The organism is Cryobacterium sp. N22 (assembly GCF_002929555.1).
In the GTDB taxonomy this organism is placed as follows: Bacteria; Actinomycetota; Actinomycetes; order Actinomycetales; family Microbacteriaceae; genus Cryobacterium.
In genome coordinates this window covers 1-25,527 of record NZ_PJJP01000029.1, presented here as the reverse complement: position 1 = coordinate 25,527, position 25,527 = coordinate 1, and the positions used below count along the sequence as shown (strand labels likewise).

At 68.6% G+C, this 25,527-nt stretch carries 24 protein-coding genes; 10 read left to right on the top strand and 14 right to left on the bottom strand.

What is annotated here, in order from left to right:
• Positions 1-7: 7 nt before the first annotated feature.
• The 7 genes from nadC to CXY76_RS05685 all read right to left on the bottom strand — a co-directional run bounded on the left by nadC (position 8) and on the right by CXY76_RS05685 (position 8,372).
• On the bottom strand, positions 8-868 hold the full coding sequence (gene nadC, locus CXY76_RS05715) for a carboxylating nicotinate-nucleotide diphosphorylase (protein ID WP_104163282.1): 861 nt from the start codon (positions 866-868) through the stop codon (positions 8-10).
• Entirely contained in the window at positions 862-2,517 is a 1,656-nt protein-coding gene (nadB, locus tag CXY76_RS05710) for an L-aspartate oxidase (RefSeq protein WP_104163281.1), read from the bottom strand. The genes nadC and nadB overlap by 7 nt, the downstream gene beginning before the upstream one ends.
• Before the next feature lie 2 nt (positions 2,518-2,519).
• The gene (gene nadA, locus CXY76_RS05705) at positions 2,520-3,851 is read right to left on the bottom strand and encodes a quinolinate synthase NadA (RefSeq protein WP_104163280.1); all 1,332 of its coding nucleotides are present in this window, start codon (positions 3,849-3,851) and stop codon (positions 2,520-2,522) included.
• Positions 3,848-4,588 carry an NUDIX domain-containing protein gene (locus CXY76_RS05700; protein WP_104163279.1) on the bottom strand — a complete coding sequence of 247 codons (741 nt, stop codon included), beginning with the start codon at positions 4,586-4,588 and terminating at the stop codon, positions 3,848-3,850. The genes nadA and CXY76_RS05700 overlap by 4 nt, the downstream gene beginning before the upstream one ends.
• 96 nt (positions 4,589-4,684) lie before the next feature.
• A complete protein-coding gene (locus CXY76_RS05695) occupies positions 4,685-6,232 on the bottom strand; it encodes a glycosyltransferase family 39 protein (protein ID WP_104163278.1) in 1,548 nt (515 codons plus the stop codon).
• Positions 6,233-6,304: 72 nt separating this feature from the next.
• Positions 6,305-7,684: a HAMP domain-containing sensor histidine kinase gene (locus CXY76_RS05690; protein WP_158253844.1), complete on the bottom strand. Its 1,380-nt coding sequence runs from the start codon at positions 7,682-7,684 to the stop codon at positions 6,305-6,307.
• A 13-nt stretch (positions 7,685-7,697) separates the two neighbouring features.
• Positions 7,698-8,372: a response regulator transcription factor gene (locus CXY76_RS05685; protein WP_104163276.1), complete on the bottom strand. Its 675-nt coding sequence runs from the start codon at positions 8,370-8,372 to the stop codon at positions 7,698-7,700.
• A gap of 104 nt (positions 8,373-8,476) precedes the next feature.
• Here CXY76_RS05685 and CXY76_RS05680 point away from each other — a divergent pair, with 104 nt between their 5' ends.
• Entirely contained in the window at positions 8,477-9,298 is an 822-nt protein-coding gene (locus CXY76_RS05680) for a carbon-nitrogen hydrolase family protein (protein WP_369826074.1), read from the top strand.
• Between the two features lie 4 nt (positions 9,299-9,302).
• On the opposite strand, the gene CXY76_RS05675 is transcribed toward CXY76_RS05680, so the two are convergent.
• Complete coding sequence (locus tag CXY76_RS05675; RefSeq protein WP_233199598.1) at positions 9,303-9,689, bottom strand: ATP-dependent DNA ligase; 387 nt, start codon at positions 9,687-9,689, stop codon at positions 9,303-9,305.
• A gap of 92 nt (positions 9,690-9,781) precedes the next feature.
• A complete protein-coding gene (locus CXY76_RS05670) occupies positions 9,782-10,783 on the bottom strand; it encodes an alpha/beta fold hydrolase (RefSeq protein ID WP_104163275.1) in 1,002 nt (333 codons plus the stop codon).
• A gap of 188 nt (positions 10,784-10,971) precedes the next feature.
• Here CXY76_RS05670 and CXY76_RS05665 point away from each other — a divergent pair, with 188 nt between their 5' ends.
• Entirely contained in the window at positions 10,972-12,045 is a 1,074-nt protein-coding gene (locus CXY76_RS05665) for an alkene reductase (RefSeq protein WP_104163274.1), read from the top strand.
• 78 nt (positions 12,046-12,123) lie between these two features.
• On the opposite strand, the gene CXY76_RS05660 is transcribed toward CXY76_RS05665, so the two are convergent.
• Positions 12,124-13,314: an aminotransferase class I/II-fold pyridoxal phosphate-dependent enzyme gene (locus CXY76_RS05660; RefSeq protein ID WP_104163273.1), complete on the bottom strand. Its 1,191-nt coding sequence runs from the start codon at positions 13,312-13,314 to the stop codon at positions 12,124-12,126.
• Between the two features lie 142 nt (positions 13,315-13,456).
• Between CXY76_RS05660 and CXY76_RS05655 the strand changes: the two genes are divergently transcribed.
• The 7 genes from CXY76_RS05655 to CXY76_RS05625 all read left to right on the top strand — a co-directional run bounded on the left by CXY76_RS05655 (position 13,457) and on the right by CXY76_RS05625 (position 21,031).
• Positions 13,457-14,035: a hypothetical protein gene (locus CXY76_RS05655; RefSeq protein WP_146073375.1), complete on the top strand. Its 579-nt coding sequence runs from the start codon at positions 13,457-13,459 to the stop codon at positions 14,033-14,035.
• Positions 14,036-14,400: 365 nt separating this feature from the next.
• On the top strand, positions 14,401-14,946 hold the full coding sequence (locus CXY76_RS05650; RefSeq protein WP_104163271.1) for a hypothetical protein: 546 nt from the start codon (positions 14,401-14,403) through the stop codon (positions 14,944-14,946).
• Between the two features lie 139 nt (positions 14,947-15,085).
• On the top strand, positions 15,086-16,747 hold the full coding sequence (locus CXY76_RS05645; protein WP_104163270.1) for a S1C family serine protease: 1,662 nt from the start codon (positions 15,086-15,088) through the stop codon (positions 16,745-16,747).
• 163 nt (positions 16,748-16,910) lie between these two features.
• On the top strand, positions 16,911-17,972 hold the full coding sequence (locus CXY76_RS05640) for a glycosyltransferase family 2 protein (protein WP_233199597.1): 1,062 nt from the start codon (positions 16,911-16,913) through the stop codon (positions 17,970-17,972).
• On the top strand, positions 17,969-18,781 hold the full coding sequence (locus tag CXY76_RS05635) for a CDP-alcohol phosphatidyltransferase family protein (RefSeq protein WP_104163269.1): 813 nt from the start codon (positions 17,969-17,971) through the stop codon (positions 18,779-18,781). The genes CXY76_RS05640 and CXY76_RS05635 overlap by 4 nt, the downstream gene beginning before the upstream one ends.
• 14 nt (positions 18,782-18,795) lie before the next feature.
• The gene (locus CXY76_RS05630) at positions 18,796-19,662 is read left to right on the top strand and encodes a glycosyltransferase family 2 protein (RefSeq protein ID WP_104163268.1); all 867 of its coding nucleotides are present in this window, start codon (positions 18,796-18,798) and stop codon (positions 19,660-19,662) included.
• Positions 19,663-19,747: 85 nt separating this feature from the next.
• Positions 19,748-21,031 carry a hypothetical protein gene (locus CXY76_RS05625; protein ID WP_104163267.1) on the top strand — a complete coding sequence of 428 codons (1,284 nt, stop codon included), beginning with the start codon at positions 19,748-19,750 and terminating at the stop codon, positions 21,029-21,031.
• Positions 21,032-21,060: 29 nt separating this feature from the next.
• Here CXY76_RS05625 and CXY76_RS05620 read toward each other — a convergent pair whose 3' ends face one another.
• From CXY76_RS05620 to CXY76_RS05605, 4 genes are all read right to left on the bottom strand, one after another.
• Entirely contained in the window at positions 21,061-21,960 is a 900-nt protein-coding gene (locus tag CXY76_RS05620) for a hypothetical protein (RefSeq protein WP_233199596.1), read from the bottom strand.
• A gap of 93 nt (positions 21,961-22,053) precedes the next feature.
• Positions 22,054-22,800 carry an ABC transporter ATP-binding protein gene (locus CXY76_RS05615; RefSeq protein WP_104163266.1) on the bottom strand — a complete coding sequence of 249 codons (747 nt, stop codon included), beginning with the start codon at positions 22,798-22,800 and terminating at the stop codon, positions 22,054-22,056.
• Positions 22,800-23,600 (bottom strand): ABC transporter permease, encoded by an 801-nt coding sequence (locus CXY76_RS05610; RefSeq protein ID WP_233199595.1) that lies wholly within the window; start codon positions 23,598-23,600, stop codon positions 22,800-22,802. Before CXY76_RS05610 ends, CXY76_RS05615 begins: the two co-directional genes overlap by 1 nt.
• 70 nt (positions 23,601-23,670) lie before the next feature.
• Positions 23,671-24,363, bottom strand: a complete 693-nt coding sequence (locus CXY76_RS05605; protein WP_088455544.1) for an NTP transferase domain-containing protein — start codon at positions 24,361-24,363, stop codon at positions 23,671-23,673.
• 493 nt (positions 24,364-24,856) lie between these two features.
• Here CXY76_RS05605 and CXY76_RS05600 point away from each other — a divergent pair.
• The coding region (locus CXY76_RS05600) for a hypothetical protein (RefSeq protein WP_369826073.1) at positions 24,857-25,527 on the top strand (671 nt) is incomplete at its 3' end.

The window sequence follows — 25,527 nt, the reverse complement described above, 5'->3', positions numbered from 1 at the left end:
GGTGGTGTCAATCCTCGGTGAGGATCACGACGTCCAGGCCCAGGTCGAGCGAGCGAACGCTGTGGGTGAGGGCGCCCACCGAGATGACGTCGACGCCGGACTCGGCGATGCGTCTTACGGTGTCGAGCGAGACCCCGCCGCTGGCCTCGACGATGGCCCGGCCGGCGACCAGGCGCACGCCTTCGCGGAGGCTGTCGGCATCGAAGTTGTCGAGCATGATCGTGTCGATGCCGGCCGCGAGCACCGGTTCGATCTGCTCGATCGTGTCCACCTCCACCTCGAAGTGGGTGGTGTGCGAGAGCTTGGCGCGCACGGCCAGCAGGGCCTCGGTGAGGCCGATGCCGCCGGCGCTCAGGACCGCGAGATGGTTGTCCTTGGCCATCACAGCGTCGGAGAGGCTGAACCGGTGGTTGTGGCCGCCGCCGTCGCGCACGGCCTGACGTTCGAACGCGCGCAGGCCCGGTGTGGTCTTGCGGGTGTCGACGATGCGGGCCGCGGTGCCCGTGGTCTCGGCCACGTACTGTGCGGTGAGGGCGGCGATGCCGCTCATCCGCTGCACGAAGTTCAGGCCGATGCGTTCGGCCTGCAGGATGCCGCGGGCCGGGCCGGACGCCTCGGCGAGCAGGTCACCCGCGGCGAAGGCGGCGCCGTCGGTGACGTGCAGGTGCACCGCTATGCGCGGGTCGACCAGCCGGAATGCCGCCGCGAACACGGCCCCGCCGCTGAAGACGCCGGCTTCCCTGGCGACCAGCTGCGCGGTGGCGGCGGCGTCGGCGGGGATCAGCATCTCGCTGGTGAGGTCGCCCCACGGGGCGTCTTCGTCGAGGGCGGCCCGCACGACGGTGTCGATGGCGTGTGTGGTCAGCATGCGATGGCCTCCGAAGGCTGCGATGGAACGGTGAGGAGAGTGCGGGTCAGCGACTCCGGGCGTCGGCTGAAATGCGGCCGGGCCAATTCGGGCCGGCTGTCGGGGAAGTCGGCGCGGTGGTGGGCGCCGCGGGATTCCTCGCGGGCCAGGGCTGCGGCCACGATGAGGCGGCCGAGGTCGAGCAGGTTGCCCGTCTCGAGCTCGGCGACGCCGGCCCCGGCACGGTCGACGGCCCGCCAGCCGGCCAGGGTCACGGCGGCACGGGTCAGGCCCGAGCCGGACCGGTGCACACCGGCGGCCTCCCAGAGCAGCTCCTGCAGGGTGCCGCGGTCAACGAGGGTGCCGTCCGCGTGCTCGGCGCTGTCAGGATCGGCGCTGTCGAGAACGGCGCCGTCGAGTTCGGCAATAACGTCGAGGTCGTCGAAGAACGGCGGTCCTTGCTCTTCCGCGTCGAGTGCGCGCACGGCCCGGTCGGCGAAGACCGCGGCTTCGAGCAGCGAGTTGGAGGCCAGCCGGTTGGCACCGTGCGCTCCGGTGCGGGCCACCTCGCCCACGGCGTAGAGGCCCGACAGCGAGGTGCGGCCCCAGCCGTCGGTGGCGACTCCGCCCATCCAGTAGTGCGCGGCTGGAGCGACCGGGATCGGTTCCACCGCCCAGTCCAGTCCGGCGGCGCGGCAGGCTGCCGTGATGGTGGGGAACCGGCTTTCGAGCAGGGCGCGGCCGAGCCCGGTGGCGTCCAGCAGCACCGGGGCGCCGCCCTGTGCCTTCATCTGGGCGGCGATGCCGCGTGCCACGATGTCGCGGGGCGCGAGCTCGGCATCCGGGTGGATGGCCGGCATGAAGCGCTCACCGGTGCTGGTGAGCAACACGGCGCCCTCACCGCGCACCGCCTCAGAGACCAGCGGGGTGCCGGGGACCGCGAGCGCGGTCGGGTGGAACTGGTAGAACTCGACGTCGGCGACGGCCGCGCCGGCCCGCCAGGCGGCGGCGACACCGTCTCCGGTGGCGATGGCCGGGTTGGTCGTGTGCCGGTACAGCGCCCCCGCGCCTCCGGTGGCGAGGATCACGGCGTCGGCGGAGACCGTGTGCCGGTCGCCGTCCGGGCCGAGCAGCAGCGCGCCGGTCACTCGGGCCGAGCCCTGGTCGTCGGTGACGATCAGGTCGACGAGCATGGTGTGTTCGTGGATGGTGATCTGGTCGCCGCCGAGCGCGTGGGCACGCTTGGCGCGCTCCTGCACCGTGGCCACCAGGGCGGTTTCGATGGCGGCGCCGGTGGCGTCGCCGCCGGCGTGCAGCACTCGCGACCTGGAGTGCGCGGCCTCGAGCCCGCGGGTGATACCGGATTCGTCGCGGTCGAAGTCGACGCCGAACCTGATCAGGTCGCGCACCCGTGCCGGGCCTTCCTCGCAGAGCACGCGGACGGCGGCGGCGTCGCAGAGTCCGGCGCCGGCGCGCAGGGTGTCGAGGATGTGCGCGTCGGTGGAGTCGTCGGGGAACAGCGCCGCGGCGATGCCGCCCTGGGCGTAGCGGGTGTTGCTGTCGGAGAGGGCGGCCTTGGTCACCAGGGTCACCCGGTGGCCGGCATCCGTTGCCCGCACCGCGGCGATCAGCCCGGCGAGGCCGCTGCCGACAACCAGCACGCGCGTCATGGTCAGGCCCCGGTCCCGACGGGGGCGACGGGACCGGCCGCGGGCGGCTTGGCCGCGAGCATCCGTTCGAGCGCGACCCTGGCGTGCCCGGCGACGTCGTCGGTGACCGTGATGCGGTTGAGCACCTCGGCCGGCACGCCGTCGCCGCCCACGAGGGCTTCAAGCACCCAGGCCAGGTAGCCGGAGTGGATGCGGTACATCGTGGAGCACGGGCAGACCACCGGGTCCAGGCAGAAGATGGTGTGCTGCGGGTACTGGGCGGCGAGGCGCTGCACGAGGTTGATCTCGGTGCCGATCGCGAACGTCGAACCGGCCGGCGCGGCCGCGATGGCCTTGGCGATGTAGTCCGTGGAGCCGTATTCGTCGGCCGCGTCCACGACCGCCATCGGGCACTCGGGGTGCACGATCACGCGCACGCCGGGGTGCTCAACCCGGGCGGTCTCGATCTGGTCGACGGTGAAGCGGCGGTGCACGCTGCAGAAGCCGTGCCAGAGGATCACCCGCGAGTCTTCGAGCGCGGCCTCGGTGTTGCCGCCGAGGGCCTTGCGCGGGTTCCACATCGGCATCTGCGTGAGGGGCACGCCCATGGCCTTGGCGGTGTTGCGGCCCAGGTGCTGGTCGGGGAAGAACAGCACCCGCTGGCCGCGCTCGAAGGCCCACTCCAGCACGGTCTCGGCGTTCGAGGAGGTGCAGACGATGCCGCCGTGCTCGCCGCAGAAGCCCTTGAGCGCCGCGGAGGAGTTCATGTAGGTGACCGGGATCACCGGGACGCGCCCGGAGGCATCCGGTTCGGTGCCGTAGAGCTCTTCGAGCTGTTCCCAGCACTCGGTGACGGAGTCGATATCGGCCATGTCGGCCATCGAACAGCCAGCGGCGAGGTTGGGCAGGATCACGGCCTGCTCGGGGCGGGACAGCAGGTCGGCGGTCTCGGCCATGAAGTGCACACCGCAGAAGACGATGGCTTCGGCATCCGGCCGGCTCTGGGTGGCCACGGCGAGCTGGAAGGAGTCGCCGACGAAATCGGCGTGCTGCAGCACCTCTTCGCGCTGGTAGAAGTGGCCGAGCACCACGACACGCTCGCCCAGGGTGGCCTTGGCGGCGCGGATCCAGTCGCCCAGTTCGCCGTTCGACGCCGTGCGGTAGCGCGCGGGCAGCTCGCCCTGGCGGGGGGAGCCGGTGGGAATGACGTCGCCCATCGAGGAGCCGGGCCCGTAGCCGGGCGCCTTGTCGTCGAAGTACCACGGGTCTACGGCGAGGTCGGGGGTGCAGGTGCTGCCCGTGCTCTTGCCCGTGCTGATCAGGCGGATGGTGCGGTCGACCGATGCGATGGTCATGTCGTGCTCCTCGGGGAGTGCGGGGTGGATTGAAGGGGAGTTTCGGGCCAGCCGACGGCGGAGCCCAGGGGCCCCTCGGCGAGGGAGTGGGAGTCGTTGTAGCGGTAGAGGCGAGGCGGCCTGTGCGGCACCCCGGCTAGGCGGAGCCCGGTGTCGACCACGGTCCCGGTCGACTCGATCATGCGGCGGAAGTTCGCCGGGTCGAGTGCTCGGCGCAGGACCGCCTCGTGCACGTCGCGCAGCTGGGCGAGGGTGAACGTCTCGCCGAGGAAAGCGTGCGCGATGCGGGAGTATTCCACCTTGGTGCGCAGACGCCAGAGCGCATATTCGACGATGTGGTTGTGGTCGAACGCGAGCTCGGGAAGCCGGTCGGCCGGGAACCACTGCACGTTCTCATCGACGGCGGCGAGGTCGGCCTCGGTGGACTGCACCAGGGCCCAGTACACGATCGAGACGACGCGGCTGCCCGGGGAACGGCTGAGATCACCGAAGGTGTACAGCTGCTCGAGGTACTTAGGGGAGAGGCCGGTGGTTTCCCGCAGGGTGCTGGCCGCCGCGGCGGAGAGCTCCTCCTCGGGCGGCAGCCAGCCGCCCGGCAGCGCCCACAGGCCCAGATATGGATCCCTGGTGCGGCGCACCAGGGGAAGCCAGAGCGTCATGAAGCCGGATTCGGCGTCGGGCCGGAGCGCGAAAATGACCGTCGAAACCGCAAGCACGGGCGGGCGTGGATCGGTCATCGGGCATCCCTCGAGTAAAGGTCAATGTGACTCTAACGTGAGGTACATCATATAGTCATCTTGACCAGAAGTCACAACCCGGGCTCACAGCACGGTCTACCTTGTCAGTTCGATAAGGATGGTGCGGTTGATCGTTCGGGACGACGCGATGGAGAAGCCCGCCTCCCGGAGCACCGCGAGCCCGGTTCCAGCGGTCGTTTCCCGGCTCCCGATGTTCTGCAGGAACCAGACCCTGTCGGTGCCGGCCAGCCGGAAGGCGGCCGCCTCGAGCGGGATTGTGCTGTCCCACAGTCCGTCGGTGTTCTCGAACGTGTCCTCGCGGGTGATGTCGTTCAACCCGACGAATGCCGCCGGGTAGAGGTGCATGGCCAGGCGCGGGCGCCTCGACGGCCGCGTGCTCTCGTCGAAGACGACGGCATCGCGGGGTCGGGCCTCGACGCGCAGGATGTCGGCGCTCTGGCGCCAGTCACTGCCGTAGTCCTTGGCAAAATCGCTGCGCTGGGCCAGATAGCCGGGCGCCGCGAGGGCGACCACGAGCAGCAGGGTCGTCGCCCGAGCCCAGAACGGCCTCAGCCCGGCGATCCCCACGGCAACCAGGATGGCGGCGGCCGGGGCGCAGACAGAGAGGTACCGATAGGCGTACATCGGCGTGATCAGATGGGTGCCGATCAGCAGGGTGGCGCTCGGCACGACCAGCCAGGCCAGCAGGATGAGTAGTTCGGCCCGCGGAGCCCGCTCGTGCCGGGCGCCCTCGCCAGGGCCCTGGAAGCGGGGGATGAACGCGGCCAGGCAGCCGACCGTGATCAGCAGCCAGGCGAGAGCAGCCAGCGGCGGAGTGCCGAACCACTGCTGCACGGCGGCGTCGAGTGCGCTCGCCTGGGGGCGGCGGGCCAGGAAGAAGATCTGCTCGCGCTGGGTGAGGCCCCAAAAAATGATCGGGGAGGCAAGCGCCACCGCGGCGGCCACTCCGCAGGTCCAGGCCGCCGCCGTTGCGCGCCGGGAGCGCCGGGTCAGCAGGGCCACCAGCAGCCCGTGCACCGGCACCAGAAGAGCCGTGTAGACGAACACGGCCATGCCGGCGCCGAGCAGGACCGCGTAGCCGGCCCAGAGGGAGAGGTCCCGCGTGGCGGTGGTGGGCCGGGATCGCACGACGTGCACGAGGAGCACGGTGCACCACACCGCGATCATGGTGGCCAGGGCCGTGGACCGGGCTTCAGCGCCCATGTACGTGACCCGGGGGAGCACCGTGAAGACGAGGGCGGCGATCACGGCGACGCGCACGTTCACGAGCATCCGGGCCAGCACGGCGGTGCCGGCCGTGGCGGCGCCGATGGACAGGGCGCTCGGCAGCCGGGTGGCGAACTCGGACGCCCCGAACACGTCGATCCAGCCGTGCAGGAGCAGGTAGTAGACGCCGTGCACGGCATCGACGTTGCCGAGCATCCGAAACAGCGACGGAAGCGGCCGCTGGGCGGAGAGCACGCTGGCCGCCTCATCGCCCCAGTAAGAGGGTTGCCAGGATCCGGCCACCGACACCAGGAAACCGACCAGGCCGAGCAGGATGGCTACGCCGGTGAAGCCGCGCCGAGCCCGCTTCGTGGGCTCAGAGGCCTCGACGAGTGGAGGGGCGAAAACAGTCGTCACATCGAGACCGTAGAACCATCCAACGTTTACCGACGAGGGGCCTCAGCGACCTGGAAAGATCTCGACATCGCACTAGTTGACGTGCCGCGGCAGCCGGATCTCGACTGCGAGGCCGCTTCCGGTGTTGCGCAGCAGGACCGTGCCGTTGGCCCGCTCGACGATGGCGTGCACGATGGCCAGGCCGAGCCCCGATCCTCCGGAGCTGCTTGACCGGGAATGGTCCGGCCGGGAAAACCTGTCGAAGGCCAGGGGGATGAACTCCTCGGGCAGGCCGGGACCGGTGTCGATCACGGTGAGCAGCGCGCCGGAGCCTGAACGGGAGAGGGAGACCGTGACGCCGCCGTGGCCCGCCATCGCCGTGACGGCGTTCGAGATGAGGTTGTCGAGGAGCTGGCCCATGTTGGTGGCCGAAATGCCGTAGCGACCCACGGGATCGTCATCGTCGATGCGGTAAACGACCTCGAGTTCGTGGCCGTCCCGCACCACCCGCGCCCGGTCGACCGACGCCGTGATCTCGTCGACCAGGCCGGTCCAGTCCGTCTCGGGCGGCGCCTGCTCGCTCTCCAGCTTGCTCAGCTCGAGCAGGTTGGTCGCCAGCCGGCTCAGGCGCCCGGCGGTCGCCGACGCATCGCGGATGTCGCGCTCGAGCGCGGGGGCATCGCCGGAGTCGAGATGGGCCAGCTCGAGCTGCGCCTGAAGCACCGCGAGGGGGGTGCGCAGTTCGTGACTCGCATCCGACACGATCTGTTTTTCGCGGTCCACACCGCGCCGGAGCCTCTCGATGAAGTCGTTGAGGGTGCGGGCGAGTTGGCTCACCTCGTCCTTGCCGGCGGGCACCTGCAGCTGGGCCGAGGAGCCCGTGGTGCTCAGGCTCTCGGCTTCCTCTCGCAGGCGGGTCACCGGGCGCAGCGCCGCGCCGGTGAGTAGCCAGGAGGCCAGGCCGAACCCGGCGGTGAGGATCACCGTGCCCAGCACGAGCACCCCGGTGAGCTCATCGAGCAGCAGGGTGGGGGCCTGCTGGTTGCGGGCGGCGATGACGAGCCAGTCACCCGAATCCGAGCTCACCGGCGTCGCCGAGACCAGGTAGGTGGCGGCAGGGGTGGTCACGGTCTGCGGTTCGGCGCCCAGTTCGATGAGGGCGTCGAGCTGCCGGTCCAGGCTGCGCGGCAGTGACGACTTACGCACCGTTCCGGCCGGGTCGACGATGGCCAGCAGCTGGCCTTCGCTCGGACTCTGGATGGCCTCGGCGGGATTCGTCGCGAGCTGACCGAGCAGGGACTCGGCGTCGTTGCGCAGCATCGTCTCGTTTGAATCGGTGAGAATCGACTGCACCTCGAGGCGGACGAAGAACGCGGCGGTGCTGAACAACAGGGTCGCGACCAGGAGGCTTCCCAAGGTGATGCGCGCGCGGATCGACAGCGCGGGCAACCAGATGCCCCGGGGGCCACTCACCGGGAGGGCCGCCTCATTCGGCGAGCTCCACGGCGTAGCCGGTGCCTCGAACCGTGACGATGCGGACGCCGGCGGCATCGGTGTCGATCTTGCGTCGCAGGTAGCTGATGTACTGGTCGACGATATTGGGATCGATGTGGTTGGTGCCGTTCCAGATCTCTTCGAGAATGGTGGTGCGGTCGACCGTGGTGCCGGCCCTGCTGCAGAGCAGCCGAAGCAACGCCACCTCCTTGGGGCTCATCGACACCGCACGTCCGGCGACGGTCACCCGGAGGTCGCGTGAGTCCAGCACGATGTTGCCGATCTCCACGGTGGTCGGGGCGCCCATCGATCGGCGCCGCAGCAGGGCGCGCACCCTGGCGGAGAGTTCGGCGAACGCAAACGGCTTGGTGAGGTAGTCGTCGGCTCCACTGTCCAGGCCGAATACCCTGTCGTCGACGGTGTCGCGTGCGGTGAGCAGCAGCACGGGCATGGTGTTGCCCGACTCGCGGATGCGCCGGCAGATTTCAAATCCCGACATCTGTGGCAGCATCACATCGATGGCGGCCAGGCTGAAACCGTCCTGGGCGAGTGCGATGAGTGCATCGACCCCGGTGGAGACCCGTACGGTCTCGTACCCCTCGGCCTGCAGTCCGCGTTCGATGAGGGCACCCATCTGGTCATCGTCCTCCACGACCAAGATCTTCATCCGTCACCCTTCGCTCACATCAGGATCTCATGCTGGCACGTTGCGTGACGCTTTGCTCGCGACCTGCCGACGGCAAGCTGGGAAGCCGCCGCTAGGCTGGCGGCATGATGGATGCGGGCGCGAGCGACGAACTCGGGGTGGCCGTGGCGCAGTTCGCGCCCGGCGTCGATCAGGCAGCGAATCTGGCCGCGATGCGCTCGCTGGCCGGCACCGCCGTGGCACGCGGGGCGAGCATCGTGGTGTTCCCCGAATACTCGTCGTTCTTCGAGAGCCGGCTGGGCGACGCATCCGTTGCCGCCGCCGAACCGCTCGACGGACCGTTCGTGACCGCACTGGGGCAACTGGCCGCCGATTTGGGCATACATGTTGTGGCCGGCATGCTCGAGCGCACCGCCGACCCCCAGCGGGTGCAGAACACTCTCGTCGCCGTCGACCCCGCCGGGCTGGTCGTGGCTCGGTACCGCAAACTGCACCTGTACGACGCGTTCGGGTCACGGGAATCCGACCGGGTGCTCGCCGGAGTCATCGAGGCGCCGGAGACCTTCGACGTTGCCGGTCTCACCGTTGGCCTGCAGACCTGTTACGACATCAGGTTCCCCGAGGTGACCCGCCGTCTTGTCGATGCCGGCGCCGACCTCGTGCTCGTGCCCGCGGAGTGGGTGCGCGGACCGCTCAAGGAGCAGCACTGGCGCACCCTGGTCACGGCGCGGGCGCTCGAGAACACGGTCTATCTCGCTGCGGCCGACCACGCGCCGCCCAGCGGTGTCGGCGCGAGCATGGTGGTCGACCCGATGGGGGTTGAGCTGGTCACGATCGGTGAGACGACGGACGTCGCCGTCGGCTGGATTTCCGCCGCACGAATCATCGAGGTGCGGAGGGTCAACCCCGCCCTTGCTCTGCGCCGCTTCGGGACAGTGCCGCTCTAAGCGCTCATTCGGGCGCGGCCACCGACGATTTCGGCATCGCGGAGGCCGATTTCACCGCGAACGACGCGTCAATGCCACCCGTGTGGCTGGATTCGATGCAGCGTTCTTCACTGGTGGCGATGAGCCCCTGCGAACTGTTGGCGGAGCGCGTCAGCTGCGCGATCCACTCCGGGTTGAGAGTCGGCGTATGTCCGCCGGTGAACTTGAAGTACAGCGGTATGGCCGGATTCATCCACGCCGAACTGCGGCCGTCGCCGACCTCGATGGCGTTGCGCCAGGAGAAGAGGAAGCTCTCACCACGGCGGAGCTTCTGCACGATGACGACTTGCAGATGTGTCAGGATCCTGTCGTCAAATTCAACGACGACCCGGTCGTAGGACAGGGTGCCCATGAGGTTTCACGTTCACTTCCAGATTGGCCACGCACGGTGCCGGGACGGGTGAAAGCGATGATGGGGCACTGACAGAAGAACCGGAGTAAACCTCAACTCTCCTCTGCCGCCCGGTAAAGCGCAAGGAATTTCGGGGAATGTAGAGCCTTCAGCGTGTCGACCGGACGCTCCACGTGCCCGAAGTGACCGGTGCCGGTGAGTACCGTGACCTCGAAGTCACCGATGACGCCGGCCAGCCGCCGGTCGTCGTCGGCGCCGACGAAGACATCACGGTCGCCGTGCAGGGATCGCACCGGGCAGTCGATGCGCGCCCAGGATGCGTCGGCGTCGTACCGCCCGGCCCTGGTAGCAGCCAAGGCGAACGAGTGTGGCCGCGCCTCGGCGGCCAAGGCGGCCACCACGCTCCTGTCTACCCGGTGGACTGTGCCGAACAACGGTGCCACCACAGGGCGCAACAGTCCCAGCCGATGCAGCCCGGCAGCCAGGCCGCGGCCGGCCGCGCCGCACGCCGAGAGCACCCTCATCACGCAGAGCAGGCCCGTAAAGCCGGGCAGAGTGGCGAACCGGGTCAACGGATGCCGCACGCTGTCGATGACGCCGAACGTCGTGGCGGACACCAGTCCGACGAATGTGGTCCCGGGCGCGCTCGCCGCGAGTTCAAGGGCGACGAACCCGCCCAGGGAGTGCCCGATCACCCGCCAGCGCCGATAGCCCAGGGCGCGTGCGATCTCGGCTACGGCGGCGGCCAGGGATTCAATGGTCTCGGCGTCTTCGTCGATCGCCAGGGGAGTGTCGCCCCAGCCGGGCAGGTCGGGGATGATCAGGTCCGCGAGCGGCGCCGCAGGCAACCGGTCTGCAGCGTTGATCAGCGGTGTCCAGGTGGTCCACGATCCGGCCGCACCGTGCAGCAGGATCGTCGCCGTCCCGGAGGTTCCCGTCGCGGTTCGCCGACCATGCCGAACCGTGACCGGGCCGAGGGCCGTGTCGATCCGGCTCGTGTCCAGGCCCAGCCGGCCGGAGTCGTGTGACAGCGCAAACGGGCAGTAGCCCAGGTCGGCGTCGAACCCGGCCGGAACGTCGGTGGCGGTGCTCATGACAAGGGTTCGGTGCGGCGAGGGGTCCGGATTGGCCGCCGGACGAGTCTGAGTGCCGGCTGATCATCGGCCGAGTCCGGAATACCCTGCCCGGTCGCAGAGTTTGCTGAACGGGACGCGTGTTCGACAACGGCGGCACAGCCGCGCATCCACTGCGTCCGCATCACACAGACATAAAGGAGCACCACGTGAGTCTTTTCACCCCGCTGAACCTCGGCGCCCTCGAGCTGCCCAACCGAATGGTCATGGCACCGTTGACCCGGATGCGGTCAGGGGTCGACGGCATTCCGGGAGCGCTCAACATCGAGCACTACCGCCAGCGGGCCACCCTGGGTCTGATCGTGTCCGAGGGCGTCTACCCGGACAAGGCCGGTCAGGGATTCCCAGGCCAGCCGGGCCTGGTCACCACCGAGCAGATCGCCGGCTGGGCCAAGGTCGCCGACGCCGTGCACGCCTCCGGCGGCCGCATCGTGGCTCAGGTCATGCACGCCGGCCGGGTGTCCCATCCCGAGATCACCGGAGGCCTCCAGATCGTCGCCCCCAGCGCCATCGCCATCCAGGGCGAGAGCCACACCTATAAGGGCAAACTGCCCTACCCGGTGCCGCGCGCACTGACCATCGAGGAACTGCCCGGCATCGTCGACGGCTTCGTGCAGGCCTCCCGCAACGCCGTCGCTGCCGGCCTCGACGGCGTCGAGATCCACTCCGCCAACGGTTACCTGCTGCACGAGTTCCTCTCGCCGGCCGCCAACCAGCGCGATGACATCTATGGCGGCTCGGCCGAGAACCGGGCCCGTTTGGTGATCGAGGTGGTGACGGCCGTCGCCGCGGCGATCGGCGCCGACCGGGTAGGCATCCGCATCTCGCCCCAGCACAACATCCAGGACGCCCTCGAGACCGACGATGCCGACGTCCTGGCCACCTATGGTGCGTTGGTCGACGGCCTGGCGCCGCTCGGACTGGCTTACCTCAGCGTGTTGAACCGCGACCCCGCCGGAGAACTGGTGCGCACGCTGCGCACCCGGTTCGGCGGACCGCTGCTGGTCAACACCGGTTTCAGCGCGGTGACCACCCGTGAGGAGGCGATCGCCCTGCTCGACGACGGTCTCGGTGACGGCGTCGTCGTGGGTCGTGCCGTGATCGCCAACCCCGACCTGGTGCGCCGCTGGTTGGAGAACCTGCCGGTCAACGAGCCCAACCCGGCCACGTTCTACGGCCCGGATGCCGTGGGGTACACCGACTACCCGGCCTACGCGCACTAGCCTCACCCGCGGCGCGCCCGCACGATCAGACCGAAACGGCCCCCCTGCAGCAGGGGGCCGTTTCGTTTCGCCGGACCGTTAGAGGCGTGCGAGCCGTGCGGCGGCGTCCTGAAGTACATCAACGCGCTTGCAGAATGCGAACCGCACGAGCGACGCGTACTGCGCCTTGTGCTCCGGCAGGCAGAACGCCGAGATCGGGATCCCGACCACCCCGGCCAGATCGGGCAGGGCGCGGCAGAACTCGACGGCGTCGGGATGGCCGAGGGACGCGGCATCCGCCACGATGAAATACGAGCCTTGCGGCACCGCGAGGGTGAACCCCGCCGCGCTGAGTCCGCCGGCGAGCACGTCGCGCTTGGCCTGCAGGTCGTCGGCGATGCCGGTGTAATAGGTATCGGGCAGGTCCAGGCCGATCGCCGTGGCCGGCTGGAATGGGGCGCCGTTGACGTAGGTGAGGAACTGCTTGACGGCGAGGATCGCCGTGACGATGGCCGCCGGGGCGCTCAACCAGCCGACCTTCCAACCCGTGGTGCTGAAGGTCTTGCCGGCGGAGGAGATCGTGACGGTGCGCTCGCGGGCGCCCGGCAGCGTAGCCACAGGCAGGTGGGCGACACCGAAGGTGAGGTGTTCGTAGACCTCGTCGGTCACGATGAGGGCGTCGTGCTTGTGCGCAAGCGCCACGATCAGTTGGAGGGTCTCGCGGGTGAAGACCGTGCCGGTGGGGTTGTGCGGGTTGTTGACCAGGATGATCCGGGTGCGGTCGGTGACGACGGCCGTGAGCTCATCCAGGTCGGGCTGAAAATCGGGGGAGTGCAGCCGTACCGTGCGATGCACACCGCCGGCCAGGGCGATCAGGCCGCCGTACGCATCGTAAAACGGCTCGAAGGTCACCACCTCGTCGCCCGGTTCGAGCAGCGCCAGCAGGGTGGCGGAGAGCGCCTCGGTGGCGCCGGCGGTGACGAGCACCTCGGTGCCGGGGTCGACGGCCAGCCCATAGAAGCGTTGCTGGTGGCGGGCAATCGCCTCGAGCAGCACCGGTGCTCCCCGCCCGGGCGGGTACTGGTTGACCCCGTCGCTGATGGCCTGACGAGCGGCTTCGAGCACGACGGCGGGACCGTCCTCGTCGGGGAAACCCTGGCCCAGGTTGATGGCGCCGGTGCACATGGCGAGGGCGCTCATTTCCGCGAAAATGCTGGCGGAGACGGTGCCGTCGGCGGCGAGGAGCCCGGCTCCTCGGGCGGTGCGACGCCAGGCGCCGGCGATCGTCATGTGGTGACCTGCTGCATACCCCAAATTTACGACATCCCGCCAGCCACTTCTGTCGCGCCCGTACGTCCCGCACTTCCATGGCTGGGTTTGGGGCTGTGGATAACTTGCACGCGGGGGAGGGCCGCTGCCCTACGTTGGCGTGATGGTGATCGTGGGTGGTGGGCGACGGGGTGTCGGACGGATGGTTACTGCTGCCTGTGTGGGTGGTCTGCTGTTGGGTGCGGCGGGCTGTACGGCGGCGCCGAAGCCCGCACCACCGTCGCCCACGCCCACGATCGCCCCCATCTTCGCTTCCGACGAGGAGGCGCTCGCCGCGGCCACCGAGGCCTACGCGAACTATCAAGATATGTCCGACCAGATCGATAGTGAAGGCGGAATCGATCCAGAACGCATAGCTCCATTCGTGTCAGCTAGCCTCCTCCCGACAGCGGTGCACCAATCCGATGGTTTTAGAGAAGCGGGAGCACGAAGCGTTGGGTCGACAACATTTGTTGTTGCGGGCGCCCAGCAACTGAGCTACGCAAGTCCAGATGAGATCGCCATCTCGCTGTACATCTGCGATGACGTATCGGAAGTCGATGTGCTTGACGAGAGTGGCTCCTCACTCGTTTCAGAGATTCGCGACAGCGTGACACCGTTCGAGGTCGGCTTCGCCCTGAATAGTGTTGAAGCCCTAATCGTGGACTCTCGCGAGGTTTGGAAGGGGAAGAGCTTTTGCTAATTGGGCGAGGTCTGATAGCCATCGCTGTTGTACTTGCAACCTCTCTCGCCGGAGTCCTGGCGCCATTGAGTGCAACCGCGGACTCGGGATGCGACCGTATTCAGCAAAAGGCTGGTTCTTGTGCACAGGCTGGCGCCGCGGTTGGGAACGGCGGGGTGGACCTCAGCGCGGACCGGGAGGTCAACACGCCTGGGCGGCAGGGTTCTGGTTCCGGCAACGGCCGGGGCGGCGATGGTGGTGGCGGTTCAGGTGGTGGTGAGTGGGATGGGCTGCCCGACGGCGTCAGCCGGGTTCCCGGGGGAGTTCCTGTCGACCAGGGCGATGCATCCGCTGGGCCGGGGACGGGGCCGAGGCGCACGCCGATAGTGGTGCCGGCCGACCCCGCGGTGCCCGTGTGCCAGCCCCAGACGCCCTGCGACCCGGATCTGATTGTGCGTGTCAGTGATCTGGTCAGTATCCCGGCCGCCGCACCCACGCAGGGGATGGAACCCAACGGCTGGCTCGTCGTGGGTGTTCCGGCCAATTTCTTCGCCACGGCGTCAGCGCATGTCCGGTCCGGGCCGCTTCTCGGCGCTTCGGCCGAGGTGCGGTTCACTCCGGTGGGGTTCCGGTGGGACTATGGCGATGGAACGTCGCGAACGTCGGTTTCGGGCGGCGCGAGCTGGGCGGCCCTGAACCTTCCCGAGTTCTCAGAAACCGCAACCAGTCACGTGTTCGAGAGCACCGGCACCCTGTCGATCGGGCTGGTGGTGTCCTATGCGGCCGAGTATCGCTTTTCCGGTGCCGAATGGCGCGATGTGCAGGGTCTGGTGCTGGTGCCGACCAGCCCGATCACCGCGATCGCCGACCGTGCCGGCACGGTTCTCGTGGCCGAGTCCTGCTCCGGCAACCCCAGTGGTCCGGGCTGCTGAGGCCCATCGGGCCGCTGCAGGACCCCGTTGTTCCGCGAGCCGGGCAAGGTCACGGCTTCATCATTGATTGCTCCCAGTCTGCGCATATCAAACGTTCAGCTTTAGGCGAGAAGCTAGCTTCGCTTGGAAGGAGCACACCATGACTGACAACACTCAGGACCCGGGCACCACCCCCGACCAGCCTCAGGACGGCGCACCGTTCGAGGTGAACTCGTCGGGTGAAACCCCGGCGCAGCCCACCGCGGCGCAGCCTGCCGTTCCCCGCACCGCCGACAACCAGTCCACCGAGGTTCTCGGTTCTGGAGATGCCCCGGTCGCCGCCCCGGCGCCCACCGCGGCAGAGCACCAGGCGGCAGCCCAACAGGCCGCAGCGCACCAGGCCGCAGCCCAGCACGCTCAGGCAACGCAGCCGACGCATCCCTACACCCAGCCGGCCCCGGCCTACCCCACGGATGCCTTCGGTCGTCCGATTCCGGGCCCGGACGGGTCCACCCCGATTTACGCCCCCACCGCGGCGCAGCAGCAGGCCTACGCCAACGCGAACGGCTACCCCGCGCAGCCGTCCGTCGCACCGAAGGCGCCCAAGGACCCCAACCGCCGCAGGAGCAACGTCGCCTTCGTCGCCGCGCTGGCCATCGCCGCCCTCGTCGGCGGGGTCTCCGCAGCCGGGGTGTCCGCTGTCGTCTACTCGAGCCAGAGCAACGGCACCCCGGCCAGCGAGGCCCAGGGCCCGAGCTCGGTGGTCGTCAACAACACCGACAGCGTCAACGAGATCACCGCCGTCGCCGCCAAGGCCTCGCCCAGTGTCGTCACCATCGAGGTGGCCGCGGGCGACTCCGGTGGGTCCGGCTCCGGCGTCATCCTGAGCGAAGACGGTTACGTCCTGACGAACACCCACGTCGTCACACTCGACGGCGCCGCGTCAGACGCGACCATTCAGGTGAAGGCCAGCGACGGCAAGCTGTATGCGGCCACCCTGGTCGGCACCGACCCGGTATCCGACCTCGCCGTGATCAAGCTCACTGACGCGTCGGACCTCACGCCCATCGCCTGGGCGGACTCGAGCGATCTCAACGTCGGCGACACCGCCATTGCGATCGGCGCGCCGCTCGGTCTGTCCGGCACTGTCACCAACGGCATCGTGAGCGCCCTCAACCGCAGCATCACCGTTGCCTCCTCCGCCGCACCCACCACGCCCGACGAGACCACGCCGGACGAGGGTGACGGCAACTTCTTCAACTACGACCTGCCCAACCGGGATGGTTCGACCCCGGACACCCAGGCCACCCAGAGCAGCATTTCGCTCGCGGTGATCCAGACGGATGCCGCGATCAACCCCGGCAACTCCGGCGGAGCCCTGCTCAACAGCAAGGGCGAGCTGATCGGCATCAACGTCGCCATCGCCAACGCCGGCGGCAGCTCGACCGCCACCACGGCCGGGAGCATCGGTGTCGGCTTCTCGATCCCGGCCAACCTGGCCAAGCGGGTCTCGGAAGAGATCATCGAAACCGGATCTGCCACGCACGGCCTGCTCGGCGCCAGCGTCACCGGCGCCACCAGCACCGACAGCGACACCGTCGGCGCCCTCATCAGCGAGGTGTCGTCCGGGGGAGCCGCCCAGAAGGCGGGGCTGAAGGCCGGTGACGTCGTCACCAACTTCAACGGTGTTCCCATCACCGACGCGACCGACCTCACCGCCCAGGTGCGTACCCTCGCGGCCGGTGCCACAGCCGACCTCACGTACGTGCGTGATGGCGAATCGGTAACGGTGTCAGTCACCGTCGGTGAGCTCACCAGCTAGCCCGGGTCAGCTCCTTCCTTCCTTCTGCGCCGCCGGTCCTGCACCGGCGGCGCAGCTGTGTCTCGGGACGCGGCCGTCGCCGTGGAGGAGGGCCACAGGTAACGCGGACCGAGTGAAAAGACTCGGCTGCTAGGCTCAGGCGATTGCCCGAATGAGTGGAAAGATGGCCAGCCCAGTGCAGGAGAGCGCAGACACAGTGCTGATCGGCGTCTCGTACATCATGCCCGTGCTCAACGAGGCCAGCCATGTGCGAGCCGCGGTTCAGAGCCTGCTCGAGCAGGACTACGAGGGCCCGTTCGAGGTCACTCTGGCCCTGGGGCCGAGCATCGACGGCACCACCGAACTCGTCGAGGAGATGGCCGCGGTGGATCCGCGCATCCGTGTCGTCGCCAACGACGTCGGGTCGACGCCGGCGGGCCTCAACATCGCCATTCGCGCCTCCACCTTCCCTGTCGTGATCCGCGTCGACGCCCACTCGGTGCTGCCGCGCGACTACGCCCGCATCGCCGTTGACACCCTGCAGCGCACCGGCGCCGACAACGTCGGCGGCATCATGGATGCCCAGGGCACCGCACCCTTCCAGAAGGCCGTAGCCCGCGCCTATGGCACCCGCATCGGCCTGGGCGGCACACCGCTGCACGTCGGTGGCCCCGAGGGCGAAGCCGAAACCGTGTACCTCGGCTGCTTCCGTCGCGACAGCCTGGTGCGAGTGGGCATGTTCGATGAGGGCATCAAGCGCGGCCAGGACTGGGAACTTAACCGGCGCCTGCGCGAGCACGGCGGCTCGGTCTGGTTCACCCCGGCGCTGAAGGTCATCTACCGGCCGCGGCCCAGCCTGTCCCGCCTGGCCCGCCAGATGGTCTCGACCGGGCTGTGGCGCGGTGAACTGGCCCGCCGGTTCCCCGAATCCAACGGCCTGCGCTACTTCGCTCCGCCCGTGATGGTGCTCGGCGTCACCATCGGCATCCTGCTCGGCCTGGCCGGCTTGGTGCAGGTCCTGCTGGGCGGTCCGGGCTGGCTGCTGCTGGGTTTCCTGGCCCCGCTGGCCTACCTGCTCATCGTCGTGGCGGCCACGGCCCTGTCGACCCGGGCCGACGGTGTTCGTGTCGCGCTCTGGTTTCTCGTAGTCTTGCCGTGCATTCACTTCTGCTGGGGTATCGGCTTCCTGCTCGGTTACCTCAAGCTCACCACCAACATCTCGGCACACACGGGAAGACATCAATGACGTCTGGTTCGCCCAACACGGCTCGGCCCTCTTCGATCGCCGAGCTTCGTGCCGTCGCGCAACCTCCCGAGGTGCGGATGCGCGCCAACGCCGAACACTGGACGGCGTCGCTGTACCTGCGTGACCTGTCGCCGTACCTCACCTGGATGTTGCTGAAGACGCGCATCTCGGCCAACGGCGTGACCGGCCTGATGATCCTCGTCGGCTGGTCCACGGCCGCGGCGCTGCTCATCCCCGGCATCTGGGGTGCCCTGCTCGCCCTGGTGCTCGGCCAGCTACAGATGCTCGTGGACTGCTGCGACGGCGAGGTCGCCCGCTGGCGCCGAACATCGTCACCGGCCGGGGTGTTCCTCGACAAGGTCGGGCACTACTCCACCGAAGCCCTGATCCCCATTGCGCTGGGCATCCGCGCCGCCGCCTACCCTTTTGAAGCACCCGCCGACTTCCTGTTCACCACGCTCGGCCTGGCCCTTGCGCTGCTGATCGTGCTGAACAAGGCCCTCAACGACATGGTGCACGTGGCCCGCGCCAACGCCGGCCTGGCCAAGCTGGCCGACAACAAGGGTGAGAAGGTCCCACAGGCCGGCCTGATCGCGACCCTGCGCCGCCTGGCCCGGTTCCTGCCGTTCCACCGCCTGTACCACTCGGTGGAAATGACGATGGTGATCTTCGTCGCCGCGGTCATCGGCCTCTTCTTCGGCCAGCCGATCACCGACCGGGTCTTCCTCGCCGTGCTCGTCCCGCTCGCGTTCCTCGCGCTGATCGGCCACTTCCTGGCGATCATGGCCTCGAAGCGAGTGCGCTCCTGAGGTCAGGCGACAGCGTGACCGTCACCGTCGGCGTGGTCGTGCTCACCCAGGGCCGCCGCCCGGACGACCTCGAGCGTGGCATCCGCAGCCTGCTCGCCCAGGAAGACGTGCAGCTGGACATCGTCTGCGTGGGCAACGGCTGGCAGCCCACGGGTCTGCCCGCCGGGGTCGCCGCGCTCGGGTTGCCCGAGAACCTGGGCATCCCCGCCGGCCGCAATCGCGGTGTCGAGCACGTCAGCGGCGATTACCTCTTCTTTCTCGACGACGACGCCAGCCTGCCCGATCCCCGGTTCCTGATCGACGCCGTGGGGGTGCTGCGCGCCGACCCCAGCATCGGGCTGCTGCAGCCGCAGGTGGTCGACCCGGCCGGCCTGACCGCGCCGCGCCGCTGGATCCCGCGCATCCGCAAGGGCGACGCCGCGCACTCGGGCGCCGTGTTCTCGGTCTGGGAGGGCGCCGTGCTTCTGCCCAGACCCGTCTTCGACGCCACGGGCGGCTGGGCCGAACCGTTCTTCTACGCCCACGAGGGCATCGAGCTGGCCTGGCGGGTGTGGGACCAGGGCCTGCGCACCTGGTACGCCGGCAACCTGGTGGCGAACCACCCGGTGATCCTGCCCACCCGGCACGCTGATTTTTACCGGCTCAACGCCCGCAACCGGGTCTGGATCGCCCGTCGCAACCTGCCGGCGCCGCTGATGCCGCTTTACGTGGGGTCGTGGACGGCGATCCAGGTGCTGCGCGGCGCCCGCAACCCGGCCGCCCTGAAGGCCTGGTTCCGTGGCTGGTGGGAGGGGTGGACCACCGACCCTGGCGAACGCCGTCCGCTGTCGACACGCACCATCTGGCGGATGACCCGCGCGGGCCGGCCCCCCGTCATCTGACCGGCCGCCTAACGATTGACTACCGGTGCGCCTCTTCCGGGGGTCAGCGGGCCCTAGGTCCCGGCCCGGTGGGTAGGCTGGAACAGTGGTAAGCAGGAAAGACGTCCGACTCGCAGCAAAGCTGGTGAAGGATGTGCTCGGTTCCCGCAAGGCCCAGCGCCTTCTCACCGAGCGCCTCGCCGTACGCGGCCCGCTGCCCGCCCATACCTTCAAGATCGCCGTGTACTTCGCGGATGGCCCGGTGAACCTCTACCAGATGCGCCAGTGGTACAAGCCCCTCGCGAAGCTGGCCGAGACCTGGCCCGTGGTCGTCCTGAGCCGCACCGCCGGCGGCACGATGAAGCTGATCGAGGAGAGCCCGATCCCGGTCGCCTACGTGCGCAAGGTCTCCGACCTCGAACGGGTGATCGCCGAGCAGGACATCCGCATCGTCCTGTACGTCAACCAGAACTCCCGCAACTTCCAGATGATGCGCTACGGGCGCCGCTGGCACGTTTTCATCAACCATGGTGAGAGCGACAAGATGTACATGACCACCAACCAGTTCAAGGCCTACGACTACTCGTTCGTGGCCGGTCAGGCCGCCGTCGCGAGGCTCGGTAAGGTGCTCTGGGACTACGACTTCGACAAGCGGGCGATCACGATCGGTCGCCCCCAGGCTGACCACTATTCGGGCCCGTTGCCGTTCACGCCCGACGAGCGCACCGTTGTGCTCTACGCGCCCACCTGGGAAGGCGACCGCGCCGCCGCCGCGTACGGCTCCATCGCCACGCACGGCGTCGCCCTGGTCACGGCCCTGCTGCGAAGCCCCCGGCACCGGTTGGTGTACCGGCCGCATCCGCGCTCAGGCGTGGTCGACCACGAATACGGTCTGGCGAACAAGCAGATCATGGCGGCGATCAGCACGGCGAACAGCCGAGATGCCAGTGCCCAGCACATCATCGACACCGGTGCAGAGCTCGGCTGGCAGCTCTCCGCAGCCGATGTCGCGATCGTCGACATCTCGGCGATGGTCTATGACCGCCTTGCGTCGGGCAAACCGCTCATGGTGACACGTCCGCTGAACCCTCTCGCCGCCATCGACACCACCGGCTACCTGTCCGACTGCGAATGGCTCGATGCGAGCGAGACCGCCGGCATCGTCGAAGCCCTCGACGAGCTTGTGAACGACGACGGCGCCGAGCAGCGCCTGCGGGTCTGGGTCGAGCAGTACTTCGGCGATCCCGCACCCGGCGCGCCGACGGCCCGCTTCCATGCCGCGATCGAGCATCTGATGACCGAGTGGGACAGGTTCGCCCAGGTGCATGCCGATGACGACGACGGCCTCGCCGAGTTCGTCGAAGAAGTCAGCGAGACCGAAGAGGTCTGAACGGCCCGGCACCGCCGGCCCGCTTCTGCCTAGGCGGGATCAGCCGGTGCGGCCGGGTCCGGCTCGACCCGATCCGCGCCGGTCGGCCGGCGGCGCAGCGGCCGGGGGAGGGCGCGGAGCGCGCCGTGGCCCAGCTGGGTGAGCCGGTTGCCGGGTATCACGGCGCCGTCCCGCAGCGTGATGGTGTGCATCCGCGGTTCGAGCTCCGGGCGGAAGCCGGCGGGGGCCTGGCCGAACGCGAGCCTGGACGAACCGACCACCCGCTTGCCTAGGATGTGGTTGCCCATCCCGCCGATGACGGCGCCGATGCCGAACGGCACGGCCTTGCCGATCAGGCTGGCTCCACCCTTGGCGGCGAACTGCTTGATGAAGGTGCGCTTGAGACGGTCGGTCAGCGGCCCCATGATGGCGCGGGGCAGGCTCGTGGTGACCAGTTCGCCCCAGTACGCGGTGCGGGCCACGCCGCCACCGGTGGCTTGCCCGGCCAGCTGCCGCACCAGGTCCGAACCCTCGTGGCCGAGCATCATGGTCATCACGAGGGCCCTGGCACGTTCGGGATCGCTCACCGTGATGCCGTGCACCTCGCTGACGGACTGTGAGAAGAGCGCGGTCGCTTCGAGGAAACCGGCCGTCTCGACGCCGGACAGGGCCAGGGTGATGCCGGTGCCGACGCCGGGGATCACGGCTGTGGCGCCGACTGCGGCGCCGCCGCTGGTGACCGCGGCGAGATACCGTCGTTCCAGGATGCGGACGAGCTGTTCAGGTGTGGCATCGGGGTGCCGGTGACGGATGCTGCGAATGTGCGCGAGAACGGCGGGTCGATGGATCGCCATGACCCTGTCGAAACCCGTGGCGACACCGGTCGGGAGCTGGCCGCCCTGCGGCAGTCCGCCGGTGGGTGACAGCAGTGGGGTGGGCTTCTTAGCCATGGTGCAGTCCTCCTCGGTGCGGTGGCACGAGTTTACGGGCCGAAACTGGGCATCCGTCGAGGCAACTCCCAGACGACGCGCCAGCGGTGCCGATCAGGCTTTCTTAATGCCGTACTCCGCGTTGTACCGGTCGAGCACCTCGTCGATCGGGGCGTCCAGAACCAGCTCGCCCTTATCGAGGTACAGGCCCCTGGCGCAAAAGCGGCGCAGGTCGCGTTCGTTGTGCGACACGAAGAACAGGGTGCGCCCACCGGCGAGCAGCTCCTCGATACGGCGGTAGCACTTCTCGCGGAACGCCTTGTCTCCGACAGCCAGGACCTCGTCGACGAGGATGATCGGTTCCTCGAGCCTGGAGATCACCGCGAACGCGATGCGCACCTTCATGCCGCTGGAGAGGTGCTTGTACGGGGTATCGATGAAGTCGGCGATCTCGGCGAACTCGATGATGTCATCGAATCGGGAATCGATCTGCTTGCGGGTCATGCCGTGCAGGCCCGCCGTGAGGTACACGTTGTCGCGCACGGTGAGGTCGTCGACGAAGCCGCCGGTGATCTCGATCAGCGGTGCGACGCCCTCGATGACGGTCACGGTGCCCTCGTCGGGCAGCACAACACCCGTGACGAGCTTGAGCAGGGTGGACTTGCCCTGGCCGTTGCGGCCGACCACGCCGATCGCCTCGCCACGTTGCACGGTGAACGACACGTTCTGCAGCGCCCAGAACTCGCCCGGCCTGGTGCGGCGCCGGGTGCCGGCGAAGAGGTCCTTGAAACTGCGGCGGCTGCGCCGGTTGCGGCGGAACCTGATGCCGACGTCGTCCAGGGAGATGACGGTCTCGCTCATCAGATCTCCTTCAGCACGGCGCGCTCGGTGCGGGAGAAGACCAGGAGGCCGATCCCGAGGAACGCCACCGACATGACCGCGCTGACGGCCACGACGAACCAGTCCAGCTCACCGGGGAAGAACGCGGCCCGGTAGAGGCTGAAGATGCCGCTGAGCGGGTTGAAGGCGGCCCAGAAGTGCAGTTCCTCCGGCAGGTCGCTGGTGCCGTAGATGATCGGCGATGCGTAGAACAGAAAACGCAGGATGAGCTTGACGGCCCGCTCGAGGTCGCGGAAGAACACGACCAGGGGGGCCACGATGAGGCCGACGCCGGCCGTGAGGATGGCCTGGATGAGGATGGCGAGCGGGAAGAAGACCGCATCGATGGTGATCTCGGCACCGGAGAGGACCGCGAAGATGATCAGCACCGGAATCGCGGCGATGAACTCGATGCCCTTGGAGAGCACCAGGCGGTTCACCCAGATGGTGCGTGGGATCCGGGTGGAGCGGATGAGTTTGGCCTCACGCAGGAAGGCCCGGGTGCAGTCGGAGACGGCCCCGTTGAACCACATCCACGGCAGCAGCGCGGCGAGCAGGAACACGATGTACGGTTCGTTGCCGACGGTGCGCTGGAAGACCTGGGTGAAAACGAACCAGTAGATGCCGGCCATGACCAGCGGGTCGAGGATCGACCAGAAGTAGCCGAGCACGGACGTGGAGTACCGTACCCGCAGGTCCCGCTGGGTCAACAGCCAGAGGGAATGACGGTACCGCGCAAACGGGGTGCGCTGTTCAGGACGCACCTGAGCGTAACTACTCACGCGCTCTATCGTATGGGAGCGGATCGGGGCGGCGCGCCATCGACGCGGCCGCCCCACGGCTCAAGGCTGATCAGACGAAGAGGTTGGCGCGCTCGAGGTCTTCGGCGAAGTCGACCTCGACAGCGTAGAAGTCGGAGATGTCGACGGGCTCGACGAGCATGCGGTTCTTCTCGATCGCCAGCTCGATGCCGCGTTCGAAGTAGTCCTGGTCGCCGACCTTGCTGAGGTGGTGGATGAGCATGGGCTTGTCTGCGGCAGACACGTAGTTGATGCCGACGGCCTCGCCGAGTCCGTTCTTCACGGTCTTCGACAGCTCCTTGATGTAGCCCTCGGCGCTCGTCGTGTACTTGACTTCTTCGTCAGACACCTTCGACGTGTTGACCGTGACGAATGACTGGTCGCGCTTCATCATCGCGGCGGCGCGATCGAGGATGGCGGGATCGAAGACAACGTCACCGTTCATCCACAACACGCCACCGCTGGCGGACGCGCGGAGGGCGCGCAGCAGGCTCTTCGACGTGTTCGTCACGTCGTACTGCTCGTTGTACACGAAGGATGCCTGCGGGAAAGCCTCGATGATGTGCTCGAGCTTGTAGCCGACGACGATGGTGACCTTGGTCTTCTTGCCGAAGGCGTGCTCGATGTTGTCGAACTGCTGCTGCATGATCGTGCGGCCGTCGTTGAGTTCGGTCAGCGGTTTAGGAAGGGAGCGGCCGAGGCGGCTTCCCATTCCTGCTGCAAGTATTACAACCTGGGTGGTCACGAATATCTCCTAAGTAAGATCTGGGTGGCCCCGCAGCGGCCGGACGTTTTCGCCGAGTTTGCCTGCGGTTCACCCCTAAGTTCACGTATAGACACACCGTTATGCCACCTTCAGACTACCCGACGACCCCGTTCTGGGGGAAGGGACGACCGGATGCGTGTCCGGATCGTGACGATTGGCGCGGCCCGGTTACCCGCAATTCCGGCACGAGTTTTGTTGGGAATCCGCCTGTGACCGCCCACAGGCCCCAGCAAGGTCAAACGGTCCTTGGTAAGTTAGCGAGGTGACTCCAGTGCCTCCGAACTCCGAGCCTGACGAGCGGACTCCGGTCTTGCCCGTTCCCGATACGGAGCCGGAACGCGAGGGTAGTGCCATCGAACACGACACCCCTGCGAACCGAGCCCCTGAGCCCGATTCTCTTTCCACGACCGCGCCGACCACGGGCGCGAAGCCACCCCGTAAGGCCCCGGTCCGTCGCACGCCCCGGACCAGCGTGCCCCCGGCCGGTGGGGCGTCGAGCGCGCCCGCCGCAGCCGGCGCCGACCCGTCGGTGTCGGCCGACGTAGCGACCCCCGATGACGCGGCGACGCCGGTGAAGCCCGTGCGAAGCACGACCCGCGCACCGCGCACCCCCGTCACTCCACGAACCACTTCGACTCCCCGCGCTCCGGCAAAGAAGAAGCCGGCCGCAGCCGTGCTGGCGGAGGACGTGTCGGTACCGACGACGACGCCCGTGACCCCGGACGCCGCCGAACCCGCGACCGCCCCCGCGCGCGTCGCGGTGACGCGCACCCCCGCCGCACGCAAGGCGCCGGTGAAGCCCGCGGTGTCCAAGGCCACCCGGCTGCCGGCCACCACGACGTCCACAGCGGATACCGCTGCCGCCGTCGAAGCCGCCGCCGTCGCCGCGGCCTCCGACCAGGACCTGCCGGCCGGCTCCGCGGAGGTCAGCCCCGAGAAGCCCAAGACCGCTGCCGCCCGCTCGAGCAGCGCGCGGACGGCTGCCGCCAAGGCCGCCGCCGCCAAGGCCGCTGCCGCGAAGACTGAGTCGGCCACCAAGGCCGGAGCGGCCCGCGCCGCCGCGACCAAGTCCGCCGCGGCGAAGTCTGCCGCCGCCAGGACCGCCGCGACGGCTTCGGCACGCGCCGCCACCGCGGCCGCAGC